Annotated in this window: 14 protein-coding genes and 1 tRNA gene; 10 read left to right on the plus strand and 5 right to left on the minus strand. The window is 53.8% G+C overall.

The genetic code is table 11. The annotated features are described in order from the left end of the window. Positions 1-65: 65 nt before the first annotated feature. A complete protein-coding gene (locus BQ5456_RS06345; protein ID WP_071129251.1) occupies positions 66-734 on the plus strand; it encodes a potassium channel family protein in 669 nt (222 codons plus the stop codon). A gap of 109 nt (positions 735-843) precedes the next feature. Here BQ5456_RS06345 and BQ5456_RS06350 read toward each other — a convergent pair whose 3' ends face one another. Next, the gene (locus BQ5456_RS06350) at positions 844-2,220 is read right to left on the minus strand and encodes a TrkH family potassium uptake protein (RefSeq protein ID WP_071129971.1); all 1,377 of its coding nucleotides are present in this window, start codon (positions 2,218-2,220) and stop codon (positions 844-846) included. Positions 2,221-2,563: 343 nt separating this feature from the next. Between BQ5456_RS06350 and BQ5456_RS06355 the strand changes: the two genes are divergently transcribed. Continuing rightward, positions 2,564-2,779 (plus strand): helix-turn-helix domain-containing protein, encoded by a 216-nt coding sequence (locus BQ5456_RS06355; protein ID WP_071129252.1) that lies wholly within the window; start codon positions 2,564-2,566, stop codon positions 2,777-2,779. Between the two features lie 91 nt (positions 2,780-2,870). Next, complete coding sequence (locus tag BQ5456_RS10140) at positions 2,871-2,969, plus strand: 30S ribosomal protein bS22 (RefSeq protein ID WP_019174583.1); 99 nt, start codon at positions 2,871-2,873, stop codon at positions 2,967-2,969. Positions 2,970-3,058: 89 nt separating this feature from the next. Here the strand turns inward: BQ5456_RS10140 and BQ5456_RS06360 are convergent, their stop codons facing one another. Next, complete coding sequence (locus BQ5456_RS06360; RefSeq protein ID WP_071129253.1) at positions 3,059-3,361, minus strand: WhiB family transcriptional regulator; 303 nt, start codon at positions 3,359-3,361, stop codon at positions 3,059-3,061. 296 nt (positions 3,362-3,657) lie between these two features. On the opposite strand from BQ5456_RS06360, the gene guaB reads away from it, so the two are divergent. The 3 genes from guaB to BQ5456_RS06375 are packed head-to-tail and all read left to right on the plus strand — an operon-like array spanning position 3,658 to position 7,240. Further along, entirely contained in the window at positions 3,658-5,214 is a 1,557-nt protein-coding gene (gene guaB, locus BQ5456_RS06365; protein ID WP_083378402.1) for an IMP dehydrogenase, read from the plus strand. A 56-nt stretch (positions 5,215-5,270) separates the two neighbouring features. Beyond that, a complete protein-coding gene (locus tag BQ5456_RS06370; RefSeq protein WP_071129254.1) occupies positions 5,271-5,957 on the plus strand; it encodes an exonuclease domain-containing protein in 687 nt (228 codons plus the stop codon). After that, positions 5,954-7,240 (plus strand): hypothetical protein, encoded by a 1,287-nt coding sequence (locus tag BQ5456_RS06375; protein ID WP_071129255.1) that lies wholly within the window; start codon positions 5,954-5,956, stop codon positions 7,238-7,240. The genes BQ5456_RS06370 and BQ5456_RS06375 overlap by 4 nt, the downstream gene beginning before the upstream one ends. A gap of 3 nt (positions 7,241-7,243) precedes the next feature. On the opposite strand, the gene BQ5456_RS06380 is transcribed toward BQ5456_RS06375, so the two are convergent. Continuing rightward, positions 7,244-8,077, minus strand: a complete 834-nt coding sequence (locus BQ5456_RS06380) for an HAD hydrolase family protein (RefSeq protein ID WP_071129256.1) — start codon at positions 8,075-8,077, stop codon at positions 7,244-7,246. Positions 8,078-8,586: 509 nt separating this feature from the next. Between BQ5456_RS06380 and BQ5456_RS06385 the strand changes: the two genes are divergently transcribed. Then, the gene (locus BQ5456_RS06385; protein ID WP_159428773.1) at positions 8,587-8,946 is read left to right on the plus strand and encodes a DUF3800 domain-containing protein; all 360 of its coding nucleotides are present in this window, start codon (positions 8,587-8,589) and stop codon (positions 8,944-8,946) included. A 301-nt stretch (positions 8,947-9,247) separates the two neighbouring features. Here BQ5456_RS06385 and BQ5456_RS06390 read toward each other — a convergent pair. Then, positions 9,248-9,323, minus strand: a tRNA-Arg gene (locus tag BQ5456_RS06390). A gap of 118 nt (positions 9,324-9,441) precedes the next feature. On the opposite strand from BQ5456_RS06390, the gene BQ5456_RS06395 reads away from it, so the two are divergent. Then, positions 9,442-11,556, plus strand: a complete 2,115-nt coding sequence (locus BQ5456_RS06395; RefSeq protein ID WP_071129973.1) for an NAD(+) synthase — start codon at positions 9,442-9,444, stop codon at positions 11,554-11,556. Positions 11,557-11,853: 297 nt separating this feature from the next. After that, complete coding sequence (locus BQ5456_RS06400; protein ID WP_235858539.1) at positions 11,854-13,197, plus strand: C1 family peptidase; 1,344 nt, start codon at positions 11,854-11,856, stop codon at positions 13,195-13,197. Positions 13,198-13,229: 32 nt separating this feature from the next. Here the strand turns inward: BQ5456_RS06400 and BQ5456_RS06405 are convergent, their stop codons facing one another. Continuing rightward, on the minus strand, positions 13,230-13,517 hold the full coding sequence (locus BQ5456_RS06405; protein WP_071129258.1) for a hypothetical protein: 288 nt from the start codon (positions 13,515-13,517) through the stop codon (positions 13,230-13,232). Between the two features lie 56 nt (positions 13,518-13,573). Between BQ5456_RS06405 and BQ5456_RS06410 the strand changes: the two genes are divergently transcribed. Next, positions 13,574-14,878, plus strand: coding sequence for an MFS transporter (locus BQ5456_RS06410; protein ID WP_071129259.1), 1,305 nt, complete (start codon positions 13,574-13,576; stop codon positions 14,876-14,878). Positions 14,879-14,913: the final 35 nt, after the last annotated feature.

Below are 14,913 nucleotides of genomic sequence, written 5' to 3' on the forward strand. Positions count from 1 at the left end.
GAGCGCGGTAGGCTGGAAGCTGACCGCGTGATTATCTACAGCTGGGGACAATAGGAGGAGCGCAGATGGCGAAGCGAGATTCTAGCGCATCTGGAGTGCTGGTTATCGGTTTGGGGCGTTTCGGTTCGGCAGTGGCTGCCTCTTTAGAGAGCCTAGAGCGAGAAGTCTTGGCGGTGGAAAAATCCCCGCGGATTGTTACCCAGTGGCAGTCGCGTCTGCCGGTGGTGCAAGCCGATGCCACCAGTGCCGAGGCCCTCGAGCAGCTGGGTGCCACCGATTTCCAGGCAGCCGTAGTGGGGGTAGGAACTGCGTTAGAGGCATCGGTGCTGATTACCGCGAATCTGGTGGATTTGGGAATCGGATCTATCTGGGCTAAAGCTACCTCCCTAGAGCATGGGTCAATTCTGAAACGAATCGGCGCTCACCACGTGGTTTACCCGGAATACGATGCCGGGGTGCGCACCGCTCACCTGGTGGGTGGCAAGATGTTGGATTATATCGAGATGGATCGCAAGGGCTTCTCGGTAGTGAAAATGCGTCCGCCCAAGGCTTGTCACGGTTTCACTTTGGCGGAACTGGATACTCGCTCCCGGTATGGGGTTACGGTTATCGGGGTGCTTTCTCCCGGTGAACCCTTCGAGTATGCCTCTCCGCAAACGCGCGTGGACGCTAATGACATCATTATTGTTTCCGGGGACGCCGAACTTTTGGAGCAGTTTGCGCAGCTGCCCTAACCTTTTCCCGCTGCTTGCTATCTGCGGGTATTTTTAGAGAGGTTGAGGCGCGGCTTGCAATCCTTACCTGCGGTAACTGTGGGGTAACGCCCGCAACCAGTTGGCGAAACTATCCGATGATGGGGCGTTCTTCGGGCATTCTGATTACTCGGCGGCGCTCGCGCAGCGCCAGCGCCGCCGCCACTGTCATAGTGCCAGTCCTGCCTGCAAACATCAGCAATACCAGCGAGTATTTTCCGATAACTGGTAAATCTGGAGTGATTCCGGTAGATAAACCGACGGTGGCAAAAGCGGAGATTACTTCAAATCCGATAACGTCCATCGAATAGTCGGTTACCGATAGTAAGAAGAAGATAGCGGTCACTACCATGATGGCGCCCAGACCGGTCACTGCCACCGATAGGCGTACCACCGAGGGAGGGATACGGCGATGGAAGGCTTCTACATCCCGATCCCCGCGCGCCTCGGCCATAATCGCCAAAATCATGACTGCCAGGGTAGACACCTTGATGCCTCCGGCAGTCGAAGCGGATCCCCCTCCGATAAACATCAGTACATCCAGTAGAAACCAGGAGCCCCTGGTCATTTGTCCCACGTCAATAGTGCTAATCCCGGAAGAGCGAGAATTCACTCCGAAAAGGATGGAGGTTTGCAAGGATTCCGAAGTGGTCATGGAGCCGAAAGTTCCCTGGTTATTCCATTCCGAGCAGGCGATTACTACCGCGGTAAAAAGCCAAACAGCCAGGTAGGTGGTGATAGTTAGTTTTGAGTGCAAACTGAGTTTATGGGGAGAGCGCCAGTTTTCTTTGAGGTCTAACATAACCGGGAATCCCAGAGCCCCCAGGAATGTTCCCAGAATCACCGGGGTGATCATCCACCAATCCCCCAGGTGGGCATCTATACCCTCCGGTAAGTTAATTAGTCCCGCGTTATTAAAAATGGAAATGGATTGAAATAGGGCGTGCCAGATTGCAGAGCCTACAGATTCGTTGAGGGTCAAGAACCGGGGCAAAAGGGCGATGAAAATAATGCCTTCGCAGGTGAACGAGGTGACGATAACGGTGCGGATTAAGGCGCCAACTTTCCCCAGGGAAGCGGTTTTTTCGATAGCCGCCAACATTCTTTGGGTCAGTCCGATGTGGCGTGATACTGCCAGCGCCAATATCGATGCCAGGGTCATCACTCCCAGACCACCAATGTGGATACCCAGCATAATCACGATTTGCCCAAATAAAGACCAGTAGGAGGCAGTATTGACCACGGTCAGCCCAGTTACACAAACCGCCGAGGTAGCAGTAAAAAGCGCGTCTACCAGAGGAGCGGGTTTGCCGGTTGTGGTAGCGATTGGCAAGCAGAGCAGCAGGGTCATCACGAAAATGATGCCGGCAAAAACCATCAGCACCAGGCGGGCAGGGGAGTTGCGGGCAAGATGGTCTATCGATTCTCGCACCTTTGCCCGTTTAGAGACCTTCTTTTTTCCTGCCATCACCCCTCCCTTGTTCACAGGCGAAATATTTCCTGCCTAGATACTAACCCGCTGCCAGTAGTTTCGGTTAGGACAAGTGTAAGATTCCCGCGCTTGCCTAAATAGGGAATTCTCGACAACACCCTCGCAAGGTAAAGAAAAAGTAAAGTAAGACGGAACTTTTTGCAGGAATTTGGGTTAGATAGTTGTTTTTAGATAACTTTTCTGTGACAGTTGTGAAAAGTGGGTTATATGGGGTAGTTTTAGACATGGATATGCGAAAGCCTAGATTTTATCCCGGCTTTCGACCTAAGCTATTAGTAATAGCCCCCAACCGGCATGGATCAACTCAGGACGGAACATTATGGCACAGCAACAAGCTCCGCGCTTCGTAACAGTGGCAGAAGTCGCGGATCTGATGCGCGTGTCGAAAATGACGGTTTACCGCATGATTCACGCTGGTGATATTCCCGCAGTTCGGGTGGGTAAATCATTTAGGGTTCCCGCCGCCGCTGTTGATCAGATGATGGGGCAAGGCTTCGGCAGCTGGGAGCAGAGCTCCGGGGTGGCCAATAGTTAACCTCCGCCCAAGTTGTTGTATAGTAGGGCGAGAAAAATACCTCAGGTTATAAGGGCGCCGCGCGCGCACTAAGAAACAAAAGGAGGGCCTAATGGGCTCGGTAGTTAAGAAGCGCCGTAAGCGTATGTCCAAGAAGAAGCACCGTAAACTGTTGCGTAAAACTCGCCACCAGCGCCGTAACAAGAAGTAGCGGGCAAATAATCTAAATGGATCCAGGATTTCCCTGGATCCATTTTTATTTTCAGCTACCTGCCTACCCGCGTCCTCATCGCGTTTTTATCAGGCGCTGCGCCGCTGCGGAACCTGCCTGCTAGTGCGAATAAGTTCACGGCGTTCCTCCGCAGTTAATCCACCCCAAACCCCATAGGGCTCTTGGGCGGACAAGGCATATTCACGACACTGAGCGATTACCGGACATTGAGCACAGATAGCTTTCGCGGCATCATCGCGCCGCTTGCGAGTTCCTCCGCGTTCGCCCTCGGGATGGAAAAACCGTTCGGTATCCAGATCCCGGCAAGCTCCCTGGTATTGCCACTCCCATAAATCTGCCAACGGTCCGGGAAGGCGCGAGAAGTTACTCATCAGTGCTCCTTTCTAACCCTTTAAGTTGTGACCAAGTATTAGGGAGGTAGCTTACAGTTATCTGAAAAAAAGACTATTCTCCGGTGAAAATCCGGTAAATAAAAGTTTAATTGGCAGTTCAGGCGGGAAAGCAATAGTAATTAGCGTTGAGCGAATTTAGGCAGGATAAAGAAATTCTCGGCTTTCCCTGGTTGCGGCGGTTGTTTCCAGGAAGTTGGCGCAGCTGAAAATAAACCCAAATACAAGGTAAGACAGGTCACATTCAGGGGCAAAGCTGCTAGAAAACACGCCACCGGATGAATATAAGTGGCGACAACCTGGTGGTTCGGGCTAATCTTAAAAAGGTGATTATCGAACACCTGGAAGCCCTAGAAGGGCTCACTTATGACGACGTTCTCTTACTTCCCGAAACTACCGATGTGGTTCCCTCCGCGGTCGACACCTCCAGCAGGCTAACTAAACGAATTACCCTGCATACCCCGGTAATATCTGCGGCGATGGATACGGTCACCGAAGCCAATATGGCGATTGCGATGGCTCGGCAAGGCGGTATCGGAATCGTGCATCGCAACCTGCCGATTGCCGAACAAGCCGCGCAGGTACGCCAAGTTAAACGGTCTGAATCCGGGATGATTACCGATCCGGTTACTATCGGTCCAGATGCCACCCTCTTGGAACTGGATAAAGAATGTGGGCATTACCGGGTTTCCGGTCTACCGGTAGTGGATGAGGATCGCAAACTCAAAGGGATAATCACCAACCGGGATTTGCGGTTTATACCTGCCAGCAAGTGGGCAACGGTCAAGGTTCGTGACGCTATGACCCCGATGCCGCTCACCACTGGGCGTAAAGGAATGCCCCGCGAGGAAGCGCGGGCACTGCTGGCCGAAAAGAAAATCGAAAAACTACCGCTAGTCGACGATGAAGGACGCCTGACCGGGCTAATCACGGTAAAAGATTTCGTGAAAACCGAGCAATACCCCAACTCCACCAAAGACGAGGAAGGGCGCCTGCGGGTAGGTGCGGCTCTGGGCTATTGGGGAGATACCTGGGAACGCGCGGAAGCGTTAGCGGAAGCGGAAGTAGACGTACTGGTAGTTGATACCGCCAATGGGGGTGCAGAGCTCGCCCTAGAGATGATTCGGAAACTAAAAGCCTCCCCAACTTTTGCGGGTATTGAGATTATCGGCGGAAACGTAGCTACTGCCGAGGGCGCACAGGCGCTGATTGATGCCGGGGTAGACGCGGTGAAAGTCGGGGTAGGGCCGGGTTCTATATGTACCACCCGAGTAGTCGCCGGGGTGGGGGTACCTCAGATTACTGCGATTAACTTGGCTGCTCAGGCTTGTTCGAAAGCGGGAGTGCCATTGATTGCCGATGGCGGTCTGCAATATTCGGGAGATATTGCTAAAGCTATGGTGGCAGGCGCCGATACCGTGATGCTGGGTTCCCTGCTAGCTGGCTGTGAGGAATCCCCAGGTGAACTGGTGTTCGTGAACGGTAAACAGTATAAGCACTACCGCGGTATGGGTTCCCTGGGAGCAATGAGTTCACGTGGACGCAAATCCTATTCCAAGGATCGCTATTTCCAGGCGGAAGTCACCAGTGATGCCCAAATCGTTCCCGAGGGAATCGAGGGGCAAGTGCCGTTCTCTGGCGCCTTATCGGCGGTGCTCTATCAACTAATCGGGGGATTGCGACAATCCATGTTCTATACCGGTTCTTCCGATATCGCTACCTTGAAAGCACGGGGTCGTTTCGTGAAAATTACCGGTGCTGGTCTGCGGGAATCCCATCCGCACGACGTGCAGATGACCGCAGAAGCCCCCAACTATCATTCGGCAGTTAAATAGCCACGTATTATTTGAAACGAAAGTGCCGTAAACGCAGGCAAGGTAAGGAGTAACCGGTGAGCTGGATTGAGGGCCCGTTTATGGGTTTCGACACCGAAACCACAGGCGTAAAACCCGCAACTGATCGCATAGTTACCGCTGCCTGCGTGGAATGGCGTCACGGGCTAACCCGGGAGCAGACCTGGCTGGCTGATCCCGGTATTCCCATCCCGGAGCCAGCCCAGCAGGTTCACGGAATCTCCACCGAGTATGCCCGTGAACATGGACGCCCACTAGAGCAAGTGGTGACCGAGGTAGCGCAGGTATTAGAAGCCTGTGGGCAGGCACAAGTACCGGTGGTTATTTACAATGCCTCCTTTGATTTACCGCTGTTAGATAGCCATTTGGAGCGTCTAGGATTACCGACCATGCGTCAGCGAGTAGATTTCTTGCCGGTTATTGACCCCCTGGTGCTAGATCGGGCGCTCGATCGCTATCGGCGTGGTAAACGTACCCTGGAGGCGCTCGCGGAGTTTTACCAGGTGCGCGGGGAAGATGACCTGCATGATGCCCTAGTAGACGTGCGGCAAACTATCGCGGTCTTGCGGGCGCTTGGCGCTGCCTATCCCCAATTAGGGCAGATGGATCTGCGGCAACTGCAGGACTATCAGCGGGATCAGCATCGCGAGTGGGCGCAGCATTTTAACCAATTCCTGCTGTCCAAAGGGCGCAGCGCCGATGTGAATGAGGAGTGGCTAGCGTGAGTGAGCAGCCCGGTTACGGTTATCGCGGCGAGGGGGAGCCGCAGGTGAATCCGCCCGCCCCGGTTTCGGGACAGGGACGCTATTTTCCTCCGCGCAACCCCCAGCAACGCCCGCAGTCAGCTGGTCTTCCTTCGACGCAGGGACCGGGAATTCCACAAGTTTCGCAGACCCCTGCACTAGCTCCGCAAACCCCTGCTGAACGCCCTCTGCAACACGCGGCTGCCCCGCGATCGGCACTGCCTCCCCGACAAAGACCCCGGCGCGCGCCAGAACCTACTCAGCCAGCTGAAAGTTATTCGCAGGTCAGCCCGCGCCCAATGGCAACACCGGCAGACCAGCCCGCTACCTCTGCTAGCTCCCAGCAGCACGTCCCGGCTTCCGCCTCGCCGCCACCAGCCGCGGGTGGATACGATGCTCCTGCCTCTGTTTATGGTTCTTTGCCCAGCAGTACGCCGGCATCAACCAGCATTTTTACCGCGCCACCAGCTAGTGCGAATGCCGCTCAGGCGTCGCCGCTTATGCCTGCGGTGTCTCCTAAAGAAGACGAAGATAATCAGGAAGCTACTAAAACCCCGCGGCGCTCTCCGCTCTGGCTGTTGTATGGCCTGGTAGTCCTGGTTCTAATTGCTTTAGTGAGTTGGCAAATAGTGCGGCTCAGTACCGGGCAAGTTCCCTCCGCGATTCCCTTAGGGGTCCAACCTAGTGCTGCCGAAACCGCGGCGGCTCCCGAACCTAAACCCATTGCTACTGCCGATAGTGAGCAGGTGAAAAAGGTATTAGCGGCGCAGCCGGTAAGTCCCGCACAGTTGGGAGGGGACAAGAAGCGAGTAACTTTCCGTTCCCAATCCGGAATCGTGGTTTGTACTATTGCGGACAAACTAGAAGATGGCGTACCGCCACTAGTTCCCCAGGCGGCAGATGCATCCGGTGCGCTCGCTAGCGGCAGCGGCGTGGTTTGTGCCACTGCCAGCAACTTTGATGCTGCCGGAAATGTTGGGAAATGTAATGAAGGTGACTTGCGCCTGTCGGTGTTAGGGGTGTGGGACGCCTCCTCCGGTATTGGAGCCTGCGTGAACGGTACCACCCCGCTTTTTCAAGACGTAGTTGCTGGTCAACGGGATAACAGTGGTAAACGTTTCGACCTGCAATCACTGGGACCGGGGCAATACACCCAACTTGGAAAATATGCCTGCACCTTCGGGGGTAGTGATGTTACCTGTGTAAATGTTTCTACCGGCAAGGGCTTTAGCTTCGTTGATCTGGGCGGATATAAGTTCTTTTAATAGCTAGGCGGGATCCAGTAACCCGAAACGTGCAAAGGCTGCCGCCACCCCGTTCTCTTCAATCGAGGGTGCAATCCAGTCTGCGATTTCGCTTAGTTTTTTTGCCCCGCCCGTTAAGGCGATTCCGATACCCGCGTCGCGCACCATTTCAAAGTCGTTTGCGGAATCCCCGATTGCGATTGCTTGAGCAGGGGAAGCCCCAAAATGCTGGAGAACTTCGCACATAGCGGTGCCTTTATTGACTCCTTTTACCCCCAGCTCCACCACTTCGCCTACGCGCACATCGACTGACCCGGGTATCACCATAAAGCGGTCTCCGAAAATCCGATGGGCTTCTTCATAGCTAGAGGAGGCGTCGGGGGAGAGGTAGAACATACACTTACCGGCAGAATAGGGGGTGCCGGTAAGTACGTAAGGCATAATCTGATTGAGATAGGCAGACCAGTCGCCGGTGGCGGCGCGGTCAGATTTACCCGCCAGCCGGAAAAAGTCTAGGAAGTTTGCCGAGGGGTAGAAGTGGTCTTTACCTTGCCAAATCCAAGTGGCTCCAGAGCAGCGGAAATAATCCGTCCATTCGGCGATGCCGGCCTGGTCTATTGAATGATTGGCCAGTACCTGGTCTCCCAATTCTACGTACGCACCGTTGGCGGTAATCAAGTCAGAAAAGGGCAGGGAAAATAGGGAGGGGTAAAGTTCGGGATAGGAACGCCCGGTGGCAATAAATACTTTGTGGCCGTTCGTAGTGGCGGTGGTGATAGCTTCCTTTACTTTCGAGCTAATCACCTGGTTGTGGTCGATTATGGTTCCATCTAAATCCAAAAAAGCGAACTTGCGCATTGCTGCTCCTTGTAGGGGATACCTGCCAGACGGGAAGTCCGGCAGTTTCCGGTCTCTTTTCACTTTATGGGAAAACCCCAGCTAACGCGCGCATACCCGGCTCTTAGATAAAAGTGCATTAGTTGCTTTAGCTAGACAGTGCCTTCTAGATTTGTTCGGGGAAAGGTTTTATCCGAGTAGGTTGGACACGCCTGTCATCACATTTTTACCTTTCGGATACCCGGCTATAAATCAGAATTGGTTTTCGGGCTTTGTGTTGGAAATTAGTATTTGCCACGGGCAAATGGGGATTTTGGACAGGAGGAAAAACCTTTCCCCGCACGACCTTGGTGAGAGCTGTGTACTTGCTAGAGAAAGATAATCCACTGCCGATTTCCCTCCTGCTCAATATCCACAAAGAATGTTCGAGGCATTGTGCTAGTTGGGGGAGCTTAGATAGAATGAAATCGGTGGCTATAAGCTACCTCCAAGTGCCGGGGGAAGTCCCCCGGCTTTTGACTAGGAGCGCAATGGCGAGCGAACTAAGCCTTTTCGTAGATGAAAGTGGAGATCGAAACGCAAATTCTCGCTATTACTTGTTGACTCTTGTTTTTCATGACCAAGCAGAAGACATTAAACAATACATCAGTCAATATGAATCTCAACTGTTACAGTCGGATTTGCCTAATATTCCATTTCATTCCGAACCCTTGCTGAATGGGCACGGAGAATATAGATACTTGGAATTAAAGCAGAGAAAGAAAATTCTGAGCTGTTTCGCCACCCTCGTTCGGCACCTGCCGGTTAGCTATGTAACTTTTGGATACCGAAGTAAGGAATTTGTGGATGCCAAGCAACTTGCGGTGCGTATGGAGCGAGACATAGCGTGAATAATGCGCTAACGCGTTGAATAATCTTTTAGCTTCCTAGTTCTTTTAGCACTATGGGAGAATGCCAGCTAAAAAGTGCCTATCTACATCTCCCAAGCAAAAGTGTACCCTTGCTCATTTTTGGGTATTAACCCGGATTTTGGGCAGGAGGAAAAACCTTTCCCCGCGCGACCCCAGGCTCTGCACGCTTCCTAGAAAAGAGATCAGTAACTACCGATTTTCAGCTATTTTAAGCCGCTAGCTATGCAGCAGGTGGGGGCAGCAACTAACAGATAGGGGAATAATTTCGTAGAAAATTATTTGGTGCCCCGAACAGGATTCGAACCTGCGGCCTTTCGCTCCGGAGGCGAACGCTCTATCCACTGAGCTATCGGGGCTGGACTTCAATGATTCTACACATTTACCCCGGAGCTTACTAAATCAGCGCCCTCTAATTAGACGCTGATTACATTTAGGGAGGCAGACGGTTGCGAGGGCGGGTGCAATAATATGAACATGACTTTTTCAAGCCCTTACGCGCACGGTTTTGCCCGGGTAGCGGCCATTACCATTCCCAGCCACCCCGGCGAGCCAGATCGAAACGTACCGGAAATCGCGGCGGCGGCGCGACAAGCTGCCCGCCAAGGTGCCTGCATAGCGGTGTTTCCCGAGATGAGTATCTCCGGTTACACCCTTGATGACCTGGTGTTTTCTGAGTGTCTATTAGCAAGCGTAGAAAAAGGAATAGAGCGGCTGGCCAAAGCAACTTCCGATTGCGCGCAGCTAATCGTGGTGGGCGCTCCGCTGCGGATAGCGGGGCAAATCTATGATTGCGCGGTGTTCTTGGCGCGGGGGAAAGTTATTGCCCTAACTCCGAAAGTTTTTCTTTCTAGTGCGGCTTATGAAAAACGCTACTTTACTTCCGGTGCGCATCTTCCTTCGAATGTTCACTGGTACGCACCCCAGATTCCGGGAGCCAGCGATGCTCCTATTGGAAACGGGATTATCAATATCGAGGACGTGGCTGGCCTGGCAGTGGGGGCAGAAGTTGGTAGTGACGGGACTGCGGCGCGTCCTCTAGCGCTGTCACTTGCTCTACAGGGGGCAAGTGTGATTGCTAACCCGGCGGCTTATACTGCCACTTTAGGGAGCGACGAGCAGCAGCAACTACTGGCTGCGGCCACTTCCCGGCGCGGGATTTGCGCCTACCTACACGCGGGAGCCGGGAACGGGGAATCGTCCTCCGATGCTGCCTGGGAAGGGCGAACCTTTATTTACCAAGACGGCTCTAAGCTAGCGGAAACTGAGCCTTTCCCCAGTGAAACCCAGATCGCCCTGGCAGATATTGATTTAACCGCCCTGGCCAATCGGAGGCGGCGCGAAAGTGGTTTCGCGGATGCCAGAGCCGGGCAACCTGAAAAGCCCTGGGAGATAAAGATTCGCCTGGGAGTGGGAGCCGCGGGAGCGGCTACCGCCTTCGATCCTTGGGCAAATCATTTGTGCTCTGACCAGCCAGAGGTAGAGGATCGGGGAGTGGAACTGATTCCCCGCCCCGCTAGATTCCCCTTCCTGCCCTCCGACCAAGAGGGTATTGATCGTGCCTGCCGGCAGGCATTCCAGATTCAGGTTTATGGTCTGCAAAAACGTTTGCAGGCAGTCGGCAACCCCAAGATGGTGTTAGGCGTATCGGGAGGACTAGATTCTACCCAGGCTCTTTTGGTGTGCACCCAGGTGGCAGCGCGCCTCGGCCTCGATAAATCCCAAATTTTGGCCTACACCTTGCCCGGTTTTGCCACCTCAGCAGGCACCAAATCTCACGCCTATAGGCTGTGTGAGTCTTTAGGGATTAAGTGCGAAGAAATCGATATTCGCCCGGCTGCCCGGCAAATGCTCGCCGATATGGGGCATCCCTTTGCCGAAGGCGCCGCTCAATATGACGTGACCTTCGAGAACGTGCAGGCGGGGCTGCGCACCGATTACCTGTTCCGGATAGCCAACCATAAGGGGGGATTGGTGATTGGAACCGGGGATTTATCTGAAGCGGCTTTAGGGTGGTGCACCTATGGGGTGGGAGACCATATGTCGCACTATTCGGTTAACCCCGGAATCCCCAAAACCATGCTGCAACACATGATTCGCTGGGTTTGCCGGCAAAACCTGTTCGGTGATGCCTGCACACAAGTGCTGAAAGATATTTTGGCGCAAGAAATCTCCCCGGAACTGATTCCGGGAGGTGGGGAAAAACTGCAATCCACCCAGGACACTATCGGTCCATACGAACTGCACGAATTCTTCCTCTATCACCTGCTATTAGGGCGCGAACCCCGCGATATTGCTTATCTGGCGCACCAGGCGTGGTCAGATAAGCACAAGGGAGCATGGCCGGCAGACCTGCCGGAAGCGGACCGTCACCAATACGATCTGGAAACTATTTTGCGCTGGCTGCGCGAGTTCCTGCGCCGCTTCTTTACTTCCCAGTTCAAACGGACTTGTGTGCCGGGTGGGCCAGGAATAACTTCCGGATTCGGTCTCAGCCCCCGCAGTGACCTCCGGATGCCCTCGGATATTTCCGGACGAATCTGGATTAAACAGGTAGACGAGCTACTTTCGGCTTTAGAGGACGAAAAGTAGGTTATTAGTCGCTAAAGCCATGCGGTGATTCCGTTTGTCGAGGGAAGCGCCTCGCCCGTTTTCGCCTGGGAGCTAACTTTTCATTAGCAGGAAACACTGCGTCCTTTCTACGGATATTTTCTTTTGCCCAAGGCGAGCCGCAGCTACCTAAGAGAGCTAGAGCACCTCAAATTAACTAAGCGGGTGCGATGGGATATTTTGGAAGCAAAGGAGAAAAATCGGTGAAACCAGGGCGCTTACCCCCGCTGGTTATTGCCCATGAAAATGGCGGTTATCCGCCCAACTTTAGGAGGAACAGTGAGCGAACGCGAAGCGACGCTAACCCCGGAAATACTATCTGAACTGCGCAAAGACTTCTACGCGGATCCTCGCGGTAAGTTAATGCAAAACGCGGTTACCAACTCAGATATTGACCAGGTGGCGCAAAATCACCAAGTGGTGGCATTCGCGGATCGTTCTATGTCCCACAAGATAGATGCTTGGCCGGTGGCTAACCAAAAGAAATCGGGACGCTGCTGGCTATTCGCCGGTCTGAATCTGCTGCGTTCGTCCATGATTAAGCGACTAAATGTCGAGAACTTCGAGTTTTCCCAGGCCTACCTGTTCTATTGGGACAAACTAGAAAAAGCGAACTATTTCTTTGAATCCCAGATTGAGCTGGCGGATCGGGATATCGATGACCGCACGGTCGCCCACCTGCTAGCCGACCCGATTGGGGATGGGGGACAGTGGAATATGTTCGTGGCGCTAGTTGATAAATACGGGGTAGTTCCAAAGTGGGCAATGCCAGAAACCGAATCCTCCTCTAACTCAAAGAAAATGGATCGGATCCTGGAGCGTTACCTACGGGAAGGGGCGCTGGCTCTGCGAAAAGCCGCGCAAAAAAATCCCGAAACTGTCGCCGAAGTAAAAGCGGGACTGCTGGGTGGGGTACACCGGATTCTCAATATCCATCTGGGAACGCCCCCGGAAAAGTTCGTGTGGCAATACAACGATAAAGACAATAAGTTTGAGCGGCTAGGGGAAGTGACTCCCCAACAGTTCGCGGATAAATATATCGTCAATGACCTGCGTAACTATGTTTGCCTAGTTAATGATCCGCGCGAAGCTAACCCTTACGGGAAAACTTATACCGTGGATCACCTGGGTAACGTGCTGGGAGCTGCTCCGGTGCGGTACCTAAATGTACCGATGCAGGTAATGAAGGATTGTGCGGCTACCGTGTTGCAGGCAGGAAAACCGGTTTGGTTCGGTTGCGACACCGAGCAGCAGGCAGATCGGGAGTTTTCCCTGTGGGACAAGAACCTCTACGACTATGGCGGGGTCTATGGGGTACATTTCGGGATGGACAAGCAAGAACGCCTGCTTTCCCACGAATCCTTAATGACGCACGCCATGTTGTTTGTGGGGGTCGATATATTGGACGGCAAACCGCGGCGTTGGCGGGTAGAAAACTCTTGGGGCTGCGAAGACCGTGCTGACGAGGGGTTTTATACTATGAATGATTCCTGGTTTGACGAATACGTTTTTGAAATCGCGGTGCATCGTGACCGGCTCCCCGAAGAATACCGGGAGGTTATCGATTCTAAGGATGAGCCGATAGTGTTGCCGGCTTGGGATCCGATGGGGTCGCTGGCCTAGACCTTGGGCGGTAGGTTCTGGGGAAATTTTCCCTAGATTCCGGTGGGCATGATCATGCCGCCGTAGGGAGCCAGAATAAAAAGCGTTACCGAAAGGGCGAAAAGGGCAAGGCAGTCAAGCTGCCAGGAACGCACTGCACACCAGGCGTTTGGGGAGCGGTCAAATAGCCGGTAAACCCCCAGTAGCAGCAGCATTAGAGAAAACATGCGGCTGGCGAACACGGGATGCCCGATGAACCCTAAGGTAACTATGCCGATAATTCCTATCAGTAGCGCCGCGGTGCAGGCGCGACGCCAGAGACGATTATTCGACAAATCCATGTCCCCAGTTTAACTGGGACAAGATAGAGAGTAGCTAAAACAGTAGGCTGGGAGTTGTGTTTAAGTCCTATCGAGAGATTTTCGCTTACCCGGGCGCGCTCAGTTTTTCCATCGCCGGGGCGATTGCGCGTTTTCCGATGGCGATGGCAGGGCTTTCTACCCTGTTAATGATTTCTACCCTTTACGGGGAATATTCCCTGGCGGGACAGGTGAACGCGGTAGTGGTGATTACCATGGCAGCGGCTTCTCCCATCCAGGCGCAGCTGGTGGATCGGCATGGGCAAGCAAAAATTTTGCGTCCTCTGGTAGCTGCCTCTCTGATTTTGTTGGCTGCTTTAACTGCGGCGACCCTCTACCATGCTCCGCGCTGGACGCTCTATGTAATCGCTGCCTTGACCGGGGCTACTACCGGCTCTTTTGGGGCTTTCGTGAGGGCGCGCTGGACACATTTATTAGCCGGTTCCCGCAAACTGAACACAGCGTATGCTTTTGAGGCCGCCCTCGACGAAGTCATTTTTATTTTCGGCCCGATTATTGCCACTGTCTTGGCCACGGTCGTGCATCCGGCAGCGGGAATCATCGCTTGCCTGCTGACTTCGGGAATCGGTGGCTTCTGGTTCTTGGCGCAGCGGCAAACCGAGCCCACTCCCCGCGGGAAAGCTGATTTCTCTCCTGAGGAAGCAAAACCGCTACTGAAATCGGCAGCGATGGTGGTGCTAGGGACAATCTTCATGCTTTGTGGCCTCACTTTTGGTGCTCTAGATTTAACCGTAGTGGCCTATTGCCGGGAAATCGGTTTGCCCCAAATCGCCGGCATCCTGCTAGCCATGTTCGGGGTTACTTCCTTTTTAGCTGCGATAATCTATGGCGCTAAAGAGTGGGGAATCTCGGCTTTGCGCCTGTTCGTAGGGGGAATCATCCTGATGGCGCTGGGTTTTTCCACCTTTTTCTTCGCATCCAACGCCTGGATTTTAGGGCTCTGCCTGGCGCTAACTGGCGCCACCTACGCGCCCACTATGACGAACGCTACCAATATTTTGGCTAATTTGGTTCCCTCTTCCCGTTTTACCGAAGGAATGGCCTGGTTAAACACTTTCTTTACCTTGGGAATCTCGGCGGGCGCCTGGATTGGGGGCAACGTAGTGGACGCGGGCGGAGCTCGGGCAGGGCTTTGGGTAGTGATCGCCGCCGCCTGGGCGATTCTGGCGGTTGTCTTGGCGGGTTCATTGCCTCTGCGTAACTCGCTGCGCCGCGCCTATAAGCGCCGCCTAGTGGCAGTGGACCTGCACCTGGCCAAGCCGGATTCACCAGATTTGCATCCTGAAGGTGACCAGGCGAAGAAAGGCAAGTCCCTGGGCTAGTGTCTGTGTCGGTATTGGAGAAAGGTTAGCCAATC

This window comes from Varibaculum massiliense (assembly GCF_900106855.1).
GTDB lineage: Bacteria > Actinomycetota > Actinomycetes > Actinomycetales > Actinomycetaceae > Varibaculum > Varibaculum massiliense.